Raw genomic sequence first — 15021 nt, 5'->3', positions numbered from 1 at the left:
CGGCATGCATCGCACGATTCAGGTCCGGCGCACGCGCCTGTCGACCGCCGTCTCGCCCGCCCTCGCCGCGCTGTTCGCGGCCGGCCTCGTCGCGAGCGGCGCGGCCTTCGCGCAGAACACGGGCGCGACCGTCACGCCGGTCGGCAACGGCACGGTCGCGACGACCGCGCTGCCGCAGGCCAACCCGAACGCCGGCGGCGCGTCCGGTACGGCGGTACACGGCACCGCCGGCACGATCGCGCCGCCGCCCGCGAACGCGACGCCCGGCCAGGTGGTCGTCGGCGGCAAGGTGCCCGACGAAGCGACCAAGGCGGCCGTGCTGCAGAAGCTGCGCGACACCTACGGCGCGACGAACGTCGTCGACCAGATCGAGGTCGGCGACGTCGCGACGCCGCCGAACTGGAGCGCGAACGTGCAGAAGCTGCTCGGCGCGCAGCTCAAGCAGATCAGCAAGGGCCAGTTGAGGATCAACGGCACGCAGATCGAGATGAAGGGCGAGGTGCACAACGAGGCGCAGCGCCAGCAGCTCGCGAGCGACATGGCGAACACGCTGAACCCGACGTACACGATCAAGAACGGGCTGCGCGTGTCCGCGTCCGAACAGGGCGTGCTCGATCAGACGCTCGCGAACCGGACGATCGAGTTCGAGACCGGCAGCGCGACGCTGACGCCGCAGGGCAAGCTGATCCTCGACCAGATGGCGGCCGCGCTCGCGAAGATGCCGAACCGCACGGTCGACATCATCGGCCACACCGACAACTCGGGGAATCGGACGTCGAACATCGCGCTGAGCCAGGCGCGCGCGGATGCGGTGAAGGGCTACCTGATCACGAAGAGCATTCCGCCGCAGCAGATGACGACGACGGGCGTCGGGCCGGATCAGCCGATCGCGCCGAACGATACGGCGGACGGACGGGCGCGGAACCGGCGGATCGAATTCCGCGTCGGGCAGTAACGGGAAATCGGCCGGCCGCTCGCGCGATGGCGACGCGGCACGGCGCGGCACACGACGGGCGGCGGCAGCAATGCGCCGCCCGTCTTGCGTTTACGACTGCTCGTCGGGCCGCACGCCCAGCAGCTCGCGAATGTGCGACAGCGAGCCATCGTCCTTCACGACGCTCTCGAGCCACTTGTGCAGCGGCATGTCGGCCCATTCGGCCGCCTTGTCGGCGAGATACGCGACCGGGCTGTGCGGCTCGGTCTGGCGGAAATAGCGCGCCACCGCACGCAGCTGGTCGACGGCCTGCGCACGGTTCTGGATGCCGGCGATCATCTGCGTCGCCGGCGGGCGCGAAGCGGTCTGCTGCGGCACGTGAGTCTCCTCGGTCTGGATCGGCTGGCCGAACACCGGCTCGATGCGTTCGGGCTGGGCCTGCGGCGCTACCTGCGCGTGCGGCGCGCTGCCCGTATAGCCCTGTTCGCGCGCAAAGCGCTCGGCGAGCCGGTACACGGTCTCGAACGCGTCGCGCGCCTGCCGGAAGCTCGGCGCCGAATCGCCCGCACGCTCGACGAGCCGCTCCTCGAACGCATCGAGCGCGAATTCGAACGCCTTCAGGTTCGCCAGCAGCGCCGTGTAGAACGCGATCGACGTCATGCGCCGCGACGCATCGATCTGCTCGATCGACGGCTTGCCGCGCGCGATGTCGTCCGCGTGCTCGGGGTCGCGCTTGATCGACTGCGCGACGTGCTGCGCGACTTCCCAGTCGAGCGTGCTGAACGCATTCGATGCGCCGTCCGTCAGCGGCACCGCGCGCAGCAACTCGGCCGTGCGGCCGGACAGCCACGCGACGTTGCCGAGCCGGTGCTCGATGTCGTCGTCCTCGGGCAGCGGATGGAAGGTGTCCCAGAACTCGCGGCACAGGCCCTCGAGCAGCGCATAGCCTTCGGTGAGGCCCGTGATGCCGTCCTCGAGCGCGAGCGCCTCGGTCAGCCACACGGCGAGCCGCAAGTCCTTCGTGCGCGTGCGCAGCAGCTCGCCCGCATGATCGACGACGAAGCCCCAGTCGGCCTCCTTGATCTCGGTCACCCATTCGCCCTGGTCGAGCGTCGGGTCGTCATAGCGCCGCGCGTCCTGGATCGCGTCGAATTCGTTCGAAAACAGCAGGTCGTCGCCGCTGGGCGACGTCTCGCTGATCGGCGTCAGCAGCTCGGGGAGATTGATCGGCATGGTTCGGTCAGTTCATCAATGCTGGGCTGGGCGCGGCCGCGCTCATTCGACGGTGTACGCGAATTCGCCGGCCTCGTCCGCGCGCACCGCGATGCGCGCGATGGCCGCGCCGTCGGCGATCCGGCCGAGCACGTGGCCCGCGATCTCCGGCAGCAGCGTGCCGTTCAGGATGTGGTCGACGTTGCGGGCGCCCGAGTCGACCTCGGTGCAGCGCGCGAGCACCGCGTCGACGAGCGACTCGTCCCATTCGAACGCGGCCTTGTGGTTCGTCTCGATCCGGCGGCGGATGCGCTCGAGCTTCAGCTCGATGATCTCGGCCAGCACGTCGTCGGAAATCGGATAGTACGGCACGACCTTCATCCGGCCGAGGAACGCCGGCTTGAAGGTCTTGTACAGTTGCGGACGCAACGTCTCGGCGAGCGCGTCCGGATCGGGCAATTCGTCGGCCGGCTTGTTCAGGCAGGCCTGCATCACCGCCGCCGAGCCGACGTTCGACGTCAGGATGATCAGCGTGTTGCGGAAGTCGATCTCGCGGCCTTCGGCGTCGTCCATCGTGCCCTTGTCGAACACCTGGAAGAACATTTCGAGCACGTCCGGGTGCGCCTTCTCGACCTCGTCGAGCAGCACGACGGAATACGGGTTGCGGCGCACGGCCTCGGTCAGCACGCCGCCTTCGCCGTAACCGACGTAGCCCGGCGGCGAACCCTTCAGGCCCGACACGCTGTGCGCTTCCTGGTACTCGCTCATGTTGATCGTGACCATCTTGCGCTCGCCACCATACAGGATGTCGGCCAGCGCCAGCGCCGTCTCGGTCTTGCCGACGCCCGACGGCCCGACGAACATGAACACGCCGCGCGGCTTGTTCGGATCCTCGAGGTTCGCGGTCGCGGTGCGCACGCGCTGCGCGATCGCCTCCAGCGCATGGTCCTGGCCGATCACGCGCGCGGCGAGCAGCGGCTGCAGGTTCAGCACGGTGTCGATCTCGTCCTTCACCATCCGGCCGAGCGGAATGCCCGTCCACGCGGCGACGATCTCGGCGACCACGTGGCCGTCGACCTGCAGCGGCACCATCGGCTCGCCGCCCTGCAGCGCATGCAATGCCGCGACGCGTTCGGCGAGCTTGTCGCGGGTGGCCTGCACGTCGACCGGCTGGCCGTCTTCCGACGGGCCGCGCGCGCGATCGAGCGCATCGCGCAGTTCGGTGATCTCGGCGACGATCGCCCGCTCGGCCTCGTAGCGTTCTTCGTCCTTCGCCAGTTGTTCGAGCGACGTGTCGCGCGCGCCGCGCAGCTCGCCGAGCCGCTCGTCGTGCACCGCACCGCCCGCCGCCTCGCGCTCCAGCGACGCGATTTCCGCATCGATACGCTCGATGCGCTTCTTGGTATCGTCGATCGCCGCCGGCGTCGCGCTGTGCGCGAGCGCGACCTTCGCGCACGCGGTGTCGAGCACGCTGATCGCCTTGTCCGGCAACTGGCGGCCGCTGATGTAGCGGTGCGACAGGCGCACGGCCTCGGTGATCGCGTCGTCGAGAATCCGCACGTCGAAATGCTTCTCCATCAGGCCCGACATCCCGCGCAGCATCGCCGCGGCCAGCGGCTCGCTCGGCTCCTCGACCTTCACGACCTGGAAGCGCCGCGCGAGCGCCGCATCCTTCTCGAAGTACTTCTTGTATTCGCTCCACGTCGTCGCGGCGATCGTGCGCAGCTCGCCGCGCGCGAGCGCCGGCTTCAGCAGGTTCGCCGCGTCGTTCTGGCCGGCCTGGCCGCCCGCGCCGATGATCGTGTGCGCCTCGTCGATGAACAGGATGATCGGATGCGCGCTCTTCTTCACCTCGTCGATCACGCTCTTCAGACGGTTCTCGAACTCGCCCTTCACGCTCGCGCCGGCCTGCAGCAGCCCCATGTCGAGCACGTGCAGCGCGACGCCGCGCAGCGGCGGCGGCACGTCGTCGGCCGCGATCCGCAGCGCGAGCCCCTCGACGACCGCCGTTTTGCCGACGCCGGCCTCGCCGGTCATGATCGGGTTGTTCTGGCGGCGGCGCATCAGGATGTCGATTGCCTGGCGGATCTCCGCTTCGCGGCCGATCACCGGGTCGATCTTGCCGTCGCGCGCGCGCTGCGTGAGGTTGGTCGTGTACGTGTCGAGCGCGGGCGTCTTCGACGGGCCGGCCGCGGGCGCCATGTCGTCGGCGGCCGGCGCGACGTCGCTGCCGTCTTCATCCGCCTGACGCGGCTCGGCTTCGCTCGAACCGGCCATGATTTCGTCGAACTTGTGCTTCAGGTCCGTCACGTTCATTTCCGCGAACCGCGACGACATCCGTTGCGCGAACTGCGCGAGATCGGGCGCGGTCAGCAGCGCGAGCAGCAGGTGCCCCGAACGGATGCGACCGAGCTGCGAATCGAGCGACGCGATCAGCCACGCCTGCTCGAACAGCGCGATCAGATGCACGGAGAACACCGGCGTGCGCGTGTTGCCCGTCTTCAGGCGCGTCAGCTCGCGTTCGAGATCGGCATGGAGCGCATGCGGGTCGACACGGCTCGCGCGCAATGCGAGCGGCAGGTCGCCCGTCGCTTCGTCGAGCAACGCGAGGAACAGATGCTCCAGATCGACCTCGTAGTGGCCGCGCGCCAGGCACGCGCTCGCCGCGCGCTCGGTCGCATGGCGGCACAGCGGGTTCAGTTTCGTGATCAGGGTTTTCAGAGGCGTGCTCATGGCGTCGTTCTCAGGTTCGATTGCTTGTTGTTGTCGGGGTCAGTGAATCACGTGCAGCTCGTAGCGGGCGTCGGAGCGGTCTTCCGCGGCGTCGCGCGTGCACAGGAACGCATCCCAGCCGAGCCGCGAGCCCGTGCCGAGCATGCTCGCGCCGACTTCCGTGCGCTTCAGCACGAGCCTCACCTCGTACTCGAGCGTGACGCCGGCGAGCAGCGTCAGCATCCGCTCGAGCGCGACGGCGTGCGCGCCGCCGGGCAGGAACGCCTCGTAATCGCGCTTGGACAGCGGGCCGACGACGATCCGCGCGCGCATGTCGCGCTGCCACACGCGCTCGCCGACGAGCGCCGTCGCGCCGAGCACCGCGTTGACTTCGCCGAGCACGCTCAGTTGGTCGGGCGGCACGTCGTACCACTTGCCGACGAACTGGTCGATCTTCACCGGCACGCGGAAATAATCGGACAGCGTGCGCTGCAGGTACGCGGCCGACATCGGCCGGTGCCGCGCGGCCAGCGCGTAGCCGGCCACGGCCTCGTCGAGCACGCCGCCCGGGCCGGCGGCGAGACTGTCGCGCACCTCGTCGCTCGGCACGCCGGCGATCGCGAGCAGCAGCGGCAGGTAGCGCTCGTCGCGGTCGAGCTCGTAATGGAACGGCAGCCGGTATTTCTTCCACGCCGCATAGAACAGCGCGGTCGCGCGGTTCGAGAACACGTCGAAGAACGCCCGCGCCGCGTGATCGCGCCTCAGATGCTCGCGCGCGACGATCTGCTCGGTGTAGTGCAGCGGCAGCGCGCCCTGCCCGCCGAGCAGCCCGAAGAACGCGGGCGTCAGCTCGACGCGGCCGAGCTCGCCGGCGGCCAGCGCGGTGTCGCGCTGCGCGTCCGAGTTCAGCGGCGTGCCGTCGTCGTCGTACGAACGCGCGCCCTCGATCTCGCTCGGCGGGAAGCCGAGCGACAGCGTGTTGCGAAATGCGATGCGCTGCGCGACCACGTCGCCTTGCCGCCACGCGCCGGGCGCATCCGACGCCTGCCGCGCGAACAGCCCTTCGAGCACGCGCACCGCCTGAAAGAACTCGAAACGATGCGGCTCGTCGAGCAGCGCGTCGACTACGCCAGGATCGATTCGCCGGTTCGGGGCTTGCATCGAATGATCTCCTCGCCGGTGCGCTTCGACACGACGACCAATTGAACGAAACTGTTGAGGTGGACGTACAGCCCGAAGAAGCTGTCGAGCACGCGCACGAACGACGCGAGGCTCGCGCCGACGAAGTGTTCCTCGTCGATCGTCAGCCGGATCTCGATGCCGCGCACGAACGTCGCGAACGGCTTGCCGGGCAGCCACTGCACGGCGCCGCGCTGCTCGATGCCGGCGAGGCCGTCGATCTGGCGCATCGACACGGCCGTGCGTCGCAGGTCGTACAGCGTCAGCATTTCCTTCAGCGGCGCGAGGCCGTGCGCGACGAGCGACACGTGGTTGAGCGCGAGGTGCGACACGAGCCGCCAGTGCGCGGCGCGGCCGCGCTCGAAACGCACGCTCTGCGTCGGGCGGCGCAGCATCGAGATGCCGCTCGTTTGCGCGCCGCCCTCCTGGAACAGGTCGCCGCCTTCGAGGCCGAACGCCAGCATCGCCGGCAGGTCGCGGTTCGTGCAGGTGAGGTCGAGGCTCAGCGTGTCGGTCTGCGGCGACGTCGGCTCGAAGTCGATGTCGACGATCGAGATCTCGGTTTCGTAGCCGGGGCTTTTCTGCGCGACCCAGTCGTTGCGGCGCGCGAACCAGTAATGGCCGATCCGCGCCGATTCGCCGTGATGCAGCGAATAGAACGGCCGGAACTCGATCACCGATTCCTCGTGCGCCTGCTGTCGGACGAGCTTCACCGAATCGATCGAGTACACCTCGTACGCGAACGCGCGCCGCGCCTCGGCGATCACCGGATACGACACCGCGCGGTGCGTGATGCGGATCGGCTCGCCGTGCTGGTGGAACAGGTTGACGATCGGCGTGCAGAACAGCCGGAAATGGCTCGCCGTCAGCAGCTCGAGCAGGCGCGCGACGTGCGAATCGCTGCGCACGTCCTGCAGCACGAAGTGCAGCGTCGCGCGCTGGCAGCGGCCCGACGCGCGTGCGATCGCCGCGAGGTCGAAGTCGACGAAATCGAACTTGTCGGGGAACGCGAAGTATTCGGTCAGCAGCCGGTACGCGGGATGCGATTTCGCCGGATAGTCGATCAGCGCGTCGTCCTCGGCGAAGCCGGCTTGCGCGATCGGCAGCTTGCGCAGCGCGGTCCAGCGGCCGTTGCGTTCGGGCTCGACGTACGCGCCGAGCACGTTGACGAACAGGCAGTCGGTCAGCGCGGCGACGAACGACTGCTCGCCGTGCAGATGCGCGCGCAACGTCGACACCTTCAGCGCGCCGAGATCGAGCTGCGCGGCGAGCGATTCGAAGGTGATCGAGATCACGCCCGTCGCGTTCGACGGCAGCACCGTCGCGCTCGGCGCGAGCGCGACCGGCGTATAGCGCGCCTCCGAGATGCGGATCGGCGCGAGCGTCACGTCGTAGGCGGTGCGGAACCGGCATTGCACGCCGCGGATCGGGCGGCTCTTCAGCTCGGTGCCGCGATCGACCACGACCGGTTCGGTCTGCTGGCCGGGCGAAGCCGGCGTGAACTGCGCGATCGAGCACGACGGGAACGGCCGCAGGTAGTGCGGATACAGCACTTCCAGCAGCGCTTCGGTGAATTCGGGGTAATCGTCGTCGAGCTTCTTGTTGATGCGCGCGCCGAGCAGCGCGAACGATTCGATCATCCGCTCGACGTGCGGATCCTCGCAATGCTCGCCGGACAGCGCGAGGCGCGCGGCGATCTTCGGATAGCGTTCGGCGAAATCTCGCGAATAGCGCCGCAAAAACGATAATTCGCGTTCGTAATACGGCAGCAACTCTTCCATCGACGACCCCGAACCTCAATATTTCATGCCGGACCTGATCGACCACCGGGCGGTCCGGCCCGCTCGGCGGCTTGATTTACTGCATTCGTGCCGCGCGTGCACGCGTGACCGAATATTGCAGCGTCGACGGTTGCAACATCGCGTCGAAACTCACCGGCTCCTCGGCCGGGTGCACGACGAGCAGCGCCTGGATCGCGAAGTAGAGCGCGTTGGTGGCCTGCTCGTTCAGCTCGAACGTCACCTGCACCTGCTGCAGGCGCGGCTCGTGACGCGCGATGGCCTGCTGGATCGACTTGCAGATGAACGCGCGATCGTAGTGGCTCGCGAGGCTCAGCCCCGCGAAATCGTTCAGTCCGTAGGTCAGCACCGATTTCTGGCATTCCGGCAGTGCGGCCAGTTCGTCCTCGGTGTGCGCGATACGGGTGTTGAGGATCGCCTCGACGTCGCGGGCGACCGTATTCTTGAGCTCGTCCAGCGACAATTGCCGCATCGCGGCCGTTGCCGGCAGATGCGGTTCGTCGTCGAACAGCTTGTCGAGAAAACTGGGTTCGAATCGTTTCATGACGAAAACGGCAACGGGACGCGACGCGCCCCGTTGCCGCAACCGACCTTAGACCGCGTAGGTCTTGTCGTTCTTCGTCAGGCTCCAGGCGCCTTGCGTGTTGCCGCCCTGGTTGCCGCCGATCTTCTGCTGGGTTTGCTTCCACTGCACGGCTGCGTACTTCAGCGAGAACGTCTCGAGCGGCAGACCTTCCTCGCGAACGCTCGGCGCGATGCTCGAGATGATCACGTACTTGAGCTTGACTTCCAGATACTGCACGCGCTTGCCTTCACCGTCCGCGCGCGAGAAATGGACCGTCACTTCGTCGAACGTGGTACCGCCCGAAGCGTGCTGATACAGCAGCGGGCTCGACGAATCGATTTCCTTCGTGAAGATCATGTCGCCGTGCTCGCAACGCGTCATCGTGTGACCGCCAGCGGTCGATGCGGTTGCCGAACGCGGCTGAACGATCGAGTGATCCCACGATTTCAGTTCGATCCAGCCCTGATGGTCTTTGTCCGCGGACTCGCCCTTCACCGCGGGACTACCAAACTGCAAGTGCATATGTAACATGGCCCTTCGACTCCCCAAAGAGGTGGTTTTAACGTCCTACCCAGGCGGCCCGCCCGGGCGATTTACTCGCTTATGAATTTGCCGGTTTGGGCAGATCAGCGACAAGTCGCAGAGAAATCGAGAGTTCGTCGAGCTGAAAGTGCGGACGCAGGAATGCGACCGAACGATACGAGCCCGGCTTGCCCGGAATCTCCGACACTTGTATGGATGCCTCGCGCAGCGGAAATTGCGCTTTCTGTTCCTGCGAGGCGTTGTCGTCGAGCAGGACGTATTGCGAAATCCACCGGTTGAGGAAAGTCTCCACGTTCTGCGCCGATGCGAAGCTGCCGATCTTGTCCCGCATCATCGCCTTCAGGTAGTGCGCGACGCGCGATACCGAGAAGATGTACTGAAGCTGGGCGGACAGGACGGCGTTCGCGTTCGCGCTGTCGGTGCTGTATTTTTTCGGCTTCTGCACCGACTGCGCAGCGAAGAACGCGGCGTAATCTGAATTCTTGCAATGGACGAGCGGGATGAAGCCGAGGTCGCTCAGCTCCTTCTCGCGGCGATCGGTGATCGCGATCTCGGTCGGGCACTTCAGCGCGACTTCACCGTCGTCGGTCTTGAACGTGTGGGTCGGCAGATCCTCGACGAGGCCGCCGCCTTCGACGCCGCGGATCGCCGCGCACCAGCCGAAGTCGTCGAACGCGGCCGTCAGGCGTGCCGCGAAGGCCCATGCCGCGTTGCACCACAGGTACTTGTCGTGATCGGTGCCGTCGACTTCCTCGACGAAGTTGAAGTTCTCCGCGGTCTGGCCGTCCTTCGGATTGAACGGCAGGCGGCCGAGGAAGCGCGGCAGCGTCAGGCCGACGTAGCGCGAGTCCTCGGCGTCGCGGAACGACTTCCACTTCGCGTATTCGACGGTATCGAACACCTTGCCGAGGTCGCGCGGCTTGCCGAGGTCGGAGAACGACTCGAGACCGAGCAGTTCCGGCGACGCCGACGCGATGAACGGCGCATGCGCGGCCGCCGCGACGTGCGACATCTGCTCGATGAAGTACATGTCTTCCGGCTGGCGCGAGATCTCGTAATCGCCGATCAGCGCACCGAACGGCGAGCCGCCGAACGTGCCGAATTCCTCTTCGTAGACCTTCTTGAACAGCGCGCTCTGGTCGAACTCGCTCGCGCCCTTGAAGTCGCGCACGAGGTCGCGCTTCGGTGCGTGCAGTGCCTTGATCTTGATCGTCTGGCCCGTGTTGCTTTCCTTGACCAGATAGTCCATCCCGCGCCACGTGCTTTCGAGGCGCTGGAATTCCGGCGCGTGCATCACGGCGGAAAGCTGCGTGGAAATCAGGCGGTCGAGTTCCGCGACGCGCGCGTCGATCGTGGCCGACAGGTTGTCCGACACGATCACCGTGCCGTCGAGCACCTGGTGCACGAGTTCGCCGATCAGGTCCTTCGCACGCGCATGCTCGGAATCGGATTTCGCGACCTTGCTCTTCTCGACGATGTCGTCGAGCAACGAAGTCCCGGCGGCGTATTCCGCGCCGCTCGCTTGGGCCGCAGCCGTTTGCTGGTTCATCTCAACACTCCGTCGTCATTCGCCGTCTTTGTCGCCGCCGGTGCCCTTCGCGAGCTCCTGCAGCTGCTGCGTGTTCTTCAGCACCTCGGACAGCAGATCCTCGAGCTTGTCGTTGCCGGCGAGCTTGTTGCGCAGGTCGGCGAGCTTCGAGCGCGCCTCGAGCAGGCGGCGCAGCGGCTCGACCTGTTCGACGACCTGGTCCGGGCTGAAATCCGACAGCGAGCGGAACTTCAGGTCGACCGCGAACTTGCCGCCTTCCGGGCTCAGGCGGTTTTCCACCTGGAACGCGGCACGCGGCTCGATCGCCTTCATCACGTCGTCGAAATTGTCGCGGTCGATATTGACGAACTTGCGGTCGCGCAGCTTCGGCTGCTCGATTTCGGACTGGCCCGCCAGATCGCCGACGACCCCGACGACGAACGGCAGTTCCTTCACCTCGATCGCATCGCCCTTCTCGACCTCGTAGGTCAGCTGGACGCGCGGCGGCCGTATTTTCTGCAAGCTTTTCTGAATGCTTTCTTTCTTGGCCATCTCGACGGCTCCCAGGTTAGTTGTGGTTATCGCGTCAGTTGCGGTTTCAGTTGCGCAGTGCGCCGAACGGATCCGCGCTGCCCTTTTGCGCCGTGGGCGGCGTCGGCGTGGTCGACGCCGCCGCCTCGGCGGCCGGTGCGGCACCGCCCTTCGGACGATGGACGACCCGGCGCGGCGGGCGCGGTTTCGCGACCTTCGTTTCCGGCGGGAACAGCGCCGATTCGCCGAGCGTGTCGCGCAGTTGCTTTGCGAGCGCCTGCGCGTCGGACTTCGCGTCGCCCGCGAGCGACGCGTCCTGGCGCAGCTCGCCGAGCGACTGCGTCGCGATCCGCAGGCCGGCGACGGCCAGCACGCTCTTCGCCTGACGATCGGTCGCGTCGCGCTGCAGCGCTTCCTGGGCGGCGACGATCGCCTGCCCGTAATGGTTTTGTGCGAACTGGATTTGCGCGATGCGCGACCACGGTTCCTCGCGCGTCGGATCCGACTTCGCGAGCTGCTGGTACAGGCCGAGCGCCTTGTCCTGGTCCCCCGCCTTCGCGACGGCGTCTGCATCGGCCAGCGACTTGTTGAACACTTCCGCAGTCGGCGGCGCGGGAGGCTGGCTCGCACAGCCGGCGATCACGCCGCAAGCCACCACTACCCCAGACAGTTTTGCGAACAGACGGTCTTTCATCGTTATATCCACCGGCGCGTGAGTTTTAAATCGTTGAGAATCTGGTTCTTTTGCTTTGCAAGAAGCGCGCGGGTATAGTACCGATCAATTTTTCATAATTCAATCGTCGTGTGAAGAGTAATTCCTTTTAAAACCGGGCGCTACCCCCTCGAATGGCCTCTCGCCGCGGGCTCGCGGCGGTTTTTCCTTTCGACCGGAATGCGCAAGTTTTACTGGCCGCACGACCCGCCGCCCGGATGGCGGAAAAAATTTCCGAACGCTTGCCTGGCGCGGGCGTGCTTAATAGTTGAACGGTGCAATGTCGGGGATACGCAGCGAACGCGGCAATATCCCGGCAGTTTTGACAGGGATAAAGGCGGCACGCCGGAAAAACGATGAGATCGTCCATGATTCGCTACGCGCTGCCGCTGGTTGCGTGCGCCCTTCTGGCCGGATGCGCGGCCGCCCCGCTGCTCGGCTCGGCCGCCAGCGCCGTGATGTCCGCGGCCGGCATCGGCAAGCCCGAGGTGCCCGACGCGCAGAAGCCGCCGCGCAACATCGGTCTCACGCTGGCCGCCGCGCCGAACCTGAATGCCGCGACCGACCACAAGCCGCTCGCGCTCGTCGTCCGGCTCTATGCGCTGAAGGACCCGACCTCGTTCCAGCAAGCGCCGTTCGACGCATTTACCGATCCGACCAAGGAAAAAGCCGCACTCGGCGCCGATCTGCTGAATGTGCGCGAAATCACGCTGATTCCGGGCCAGCGCTATACGGCAACCGAGAAGGTGTCGCGTGAAGCGCAGGCATTCGGCATCGTCGCGCTGTTCCGCGATCCCGCAATACAACGATGGAAACTGACGTTCGATCCGGTGAAGTCGGAGAAATCCGGCATAATCGTCGGCCTGCATAATTGCGCGATGACGGTCACCGACGGTACGGTCATCGCTCCGCAGCAGGGTGCGCCGTCGCAACCGCTGAATATGCTTTCTTCGGTCTCCTGCGGTTAAACATGACGCACGAATGTCAATTAACAAGAGTTAACAATTGGCGATTTAATTCGGGCACGAACAAATCGATTACATCGCAACGCCACATTAACCGGATTTGACATGAGTTATTCGGCCAAGGTGCTGTGGGGGGAAGGGCTGTTCCTCCGGCCTCAACACTTTCAGCGGCAGGACGCGTACCACGAGGCGCGCCTGTTCGAGTCCATCCAGGCGATCCAGCCGTACAACTGGGGCGTGCGCTCGGTGCGCATCGACCGCGACGCGCTCGGCAGCAACGTGCTGCGGGTGGCCGAGCTCGCGCTCGTGTTCCCGGACGGCGCGCTGTATGCCGCACCGCAGGCCGACGACCTGCCGCCGCCGATCGCGCTGGATACGTTGCCCGACGGCATCAACGAATTCGTGTTCTATCTCGCGCTGCACCCGCTGCGCGAGAACGGCACCAACTACAGCGACGATCCGGCCGCCGGCTTCATGACGCGGTTCGTCAGCGAGCAGACGAGCGTCGCCGACAACTTCACCGACGCCGCCGAAGCCGACATCACGTTCCTGAAGACGCAGGTCAAGCTGATCGCGCACAGCGAGCCGCGCGACCAGTTGCTGTCCGTGCCGCTCGTGCGCGTGCGCCGCACCGCGACGTCCGGTTTCGAGATCGACGACAGCTTCGTGCCGCCCTGCCTCGCGATCGAAGCGTCGCCGATCCTGCACCAGCGGCTGCGCCAGCTGGTCGACGCGCTGCAGGCGAAGGTGAACGCGCTGTACGGCTTTCACCGCGAGCCGTCGAAGAACATCATCGAATTCCGCTCCGGCGACATCGCGTCGTTCTGGCTGCTGCATACCGCGAACGCCGCGTTCGCGACGCTCGCGCACCTGCACCAGCACGCGGCGCTGCATCCGGAGCGGCTGTTCCACGAACTGCTGCGCCTCGCAGGGCAATTGATGACGTTCTCGAAGGGCTATACGCTCGCCGACCTGCCCGTGTACCGCCACGACGATCCCGGGCCGAGCTTCGCGCGTCTCGACCTGATGTTGCGCGAATTGCTCGACACCGTGATCTCGACGCGCTATTTCGCGATCACGCTCGACGAGGTGCGCCCGTCGTTCCACCTCGGCCGCCTCGATTCCGGCAAGATCGACGACAAGACCGAGTTCTACCTCGCGGTGTCGGCGGACATGCCGAGCGTCGAGCTCGTCGATGCGGTGCCGGCCCGCTTCAAGGTCGGTGCGCCCGACGACGTCGACAAGCTCGTGCTGTCGGCCATGCCCGGCGTGCGGCTGTCGTACACGCCGCAGGTGCCGCCCGCGATTCCGGTGCGCCCCGGCGCGTGCTACTTCGCGCTCGATTCGCGCAGCCCGCTGTACGAGCGCATGCTGCAGGCCCAGTCCGCGATGATCTACGCGCCGACTGGCATCAATGACCTGAAATTCGAACTGATCGCGGTCACATCATGAGCTACGCGCCCTCCCTGTTCGGCGACAACGTGCCGCCGCCCCAGCATAGCCCGGCGTCGACGGACTCCGCGTTCCAGGCCCGCTCGCTGCTCGATTTGCTGTACGACGGGTTCTTCATGCTGTTCCTGCTCAAGAACGGGCGGGAGCCGGACAGCGCCAGCGAGTTCAGCACGCGGATCCAGGAATTCCTGTCGGATTTCGAGCGCGGCGCGAAGAAGCTGAACATCGCCGCCGAGGACGTGTACGGCGCGAAGTTCGCGTTCTGCGCGGCCATCGACGAGATGGTGCTGTCGTCGCAGTTCAAGATCCGGACCGACTGGGAACGCCGGCCGCTGCAGCTCGTGCTGTTCGGCGAGCAACTCGCGGGCGAGAAGTTCTTTCAGTATCTCGAGGAAGGTCGTGCGCAAGGTGCGGCCCGACTGCAGTCGCTCGAGGTGTTCCATATGTGCCTGCTGCTCGGCTTCCAGGGCAAGTACCTGCTCGAGGGGCCGGAAAAGCTCGCGTATCTGACCGCGCGGCTCGGCGACGAGATCGCGCACATGAAGGGCAAGCGCGCGCCGTTCGCGCCGCATTGGCCGCTGCCCGATCAGATCGCGCATCGACTGAAGCGCGAGGTGCCGGTCTGGGCGATCGGGGCGGTTTTCGCGCTCGTCGCGCTGCTCGCGTTCATCGGGCTCAACACGTATCTGAAGGACAAGACGCTGCAGACGCTCGCGCCCTATTCGCAGGTGATCAAGGTCGGGCCGGAGTCGGCTAATTTGACGATTTCGCTGCCGTAACGGGCATACGTTTTTCGAACGCCGTTTCATGGGAAAAGGACCGCTTGGCGGTCCTTTTTCGCTTCTGCCTGCTTTGTCCGGAGAACTTAATAACATCGACGGCGTACCGA

13 protein-coding genes are annotated in these 15021 nt (G+C 66.2%); 4 read left to right on the top strand and 9 right to left on the bottom strand.

Going from position 1 to position 15021, the window contains the following annotated elements; translation table 11 throughout:
- Positions 1-4 precede the first annotated feature (4 nt).
- Positions 5-955, top strand: coding sequence for an OmpA family protein (locus WS96_RS13015; RefSeq protein WP_059832982.1), 951 nt, complete (start codon positions 5-7; stop codon positions 953-955).
- Positions 956-1045: 90 nt separating this feature from the next.
- On the opposite strand, the gene tssA is transcribed toward WS96_RS13015, so the two are convergent.
- From tssA to WS96_RS12970, 9 genes are all read right to left on the bottom strand, one after another.
- A complete protein-coding gene (tssA, locus tag WS96_RS13010; RefSeq protein ID WP_059832978.1) occupies positions 1046-2167 on the bottom strand; it encodes a type VI secretion system protein TssA in 1122 nt (373 codons plus the stop codon).
- A gap of 42 nt (positions 2168-2209) precedes the next feature.
- On the bottom strand, positions 2210-4879 hold the full coding sequence (gene tssH, locus WS96_RS13005; protein WP_059832975.1) for a type VI secretion system ATPase TssH: 2670 nt from the start codon (positions 4877-4879) through the stop codon (positions 2210-2212).
- A gap of 39 nt (positions 4880-4918) precedes the next feature.
- Positions 4919-6019 carry a type VI secretion system baseplate subunit TssG gene (tssG, locus tag WS96_RS13000; RefSeq protein ID WP_059832972.1) on the bottom strand — a complete coding sequence of 367 codons (1101 nt, stop codon included), beginning with the start codon at positions 6017-6019 and terminating at the stop codon, positions 4919-4921.
- Positions 5983-7818: a type VI secretion system baseplate subunit TssF gene (tssF, locus tag WS96_RS12995; RefSeq protein ID WP_059832968.1), complete on the bottom strand. Its 1836-nt coding sequence runs from the start codon at positions 7816-7818 to the stop codon at positions 5983-5985. Before tssF ends, tssG begins: the two co-directional genes overlap by 37 nt.
- Positions 7819-7894: 76 nt before the next feature.
- Positions 7895-8380: a type VI secretion system baseplate subunit TssE gene (gene tssE / locus WS96_RS12990; protein WP_034209799.1), complete on the bottom strand. Its 486-nt coding sequence runs from the start codon at positions 8378-8380 to the stop codon at positions 7895-7897.
- Positions 8381-8428: 48 nt separating this feature from the next.
- A complete protein-coding gene (locus WS96_RS12985) occupies positions 8429-8932 on the bottom strand; it encodes an Hcp family type VI secretion system effector (RefSeq protein WP_006477093.1) in 504 nt (167 codons plus the stop codon).
- A 70-nt stretch (positions 8933-9002) separates the two neighbouring features.
- Entirely contained in the window at positions 9003-10493 is a 1491-nt protein-coding gene (tssC, locus tag WS96_RS12980) for a type VI secretion system contractile sheath large subunit (RefSeq protein WP_059499710.1), read from the bottom strand.
- Positions 10494-10508: 15 nt separating this feature from the next.
- On the bottom strand, positions 10509-11024 hold the full coding sequence (tssB, locus tag WS96_RS12975) for a type VI secretion system contractile sheath small subunit (RefSeq protein WP_059780292.1): 516 nt from the start codon (positions 11022-11024) through the stop codon (positions 10509-10511).
- 46 nt (positions 11025-11070) lie between these two features.
- Positions 11071-11697: a tetratricopeptide repeat protein gene (locus WS96_RS12970; protein ID WP_059832965.1), complete on the bottom strand. Its 627-nt coding sequence runs from the start codon at positions 11695-11697 to the stop codon at positions 11071-11073.
- A 374-nt stretch (positions 11698-12071) separates the two neighbouring features.
- Here WS96_RS12970 and tssJ point away from each other — a divergent pair, with 374 nt between their 5' ends.
- From tssJ to icmH, 3 genes are all read left to right on the top strand, one after another.
- Positions 12072-12683, top strand: a complete 612-nt coding sequence (gene tssJ, locus WS96_RS12965; protein WP_034209794.1) for a type VI secretion system lipoprotein TssJ — start codon at positions 12072-12074, stop codon at positions 12681-12683.
- Positions 12684-12785: 102 nt separating this feature from the next.
- Positions 12786-14132: a type VI secretion system baseplate subunit TssK gene (gene tssK, locus WS96_RS12960; protein WP_034209793.1), complete on the top strand. Its 1347-nt coding sequence runs from the start codon at positions 12786-12788 to the stop codon at positions 14130-14132.
- The gene (icmH, locus tag WS96_RS12955; RefSeq protein WP_034209792.1) at positions 14129-14911 is read left to right on the top strand and encodes a type IVB secretion system protein IcmH/DotU; all 783 of its coding nucleotides are present in this window, start codon (positions 14129-14131) and stop codon (positions 14909-14911) included. The genes tssK and icmH overlap by 4 nt, the downstream gene beginning before the upstream one ends.
- Positions 14912-15021: the final 110 nt, after the last annotated feature.

This window comes from Burkholderia sp. MSMB1835, assembly GCF_001526365.1.
Classification (GTDB): domain Bacteria; phylum Pseudomonadota; class Gammaproteobacteria; order Burkholderiales; family Burkholderiaceae; genus Burkholderia.
This window is presented reverse-complemented; position numbering and strand designations above follow the sequence as displayed.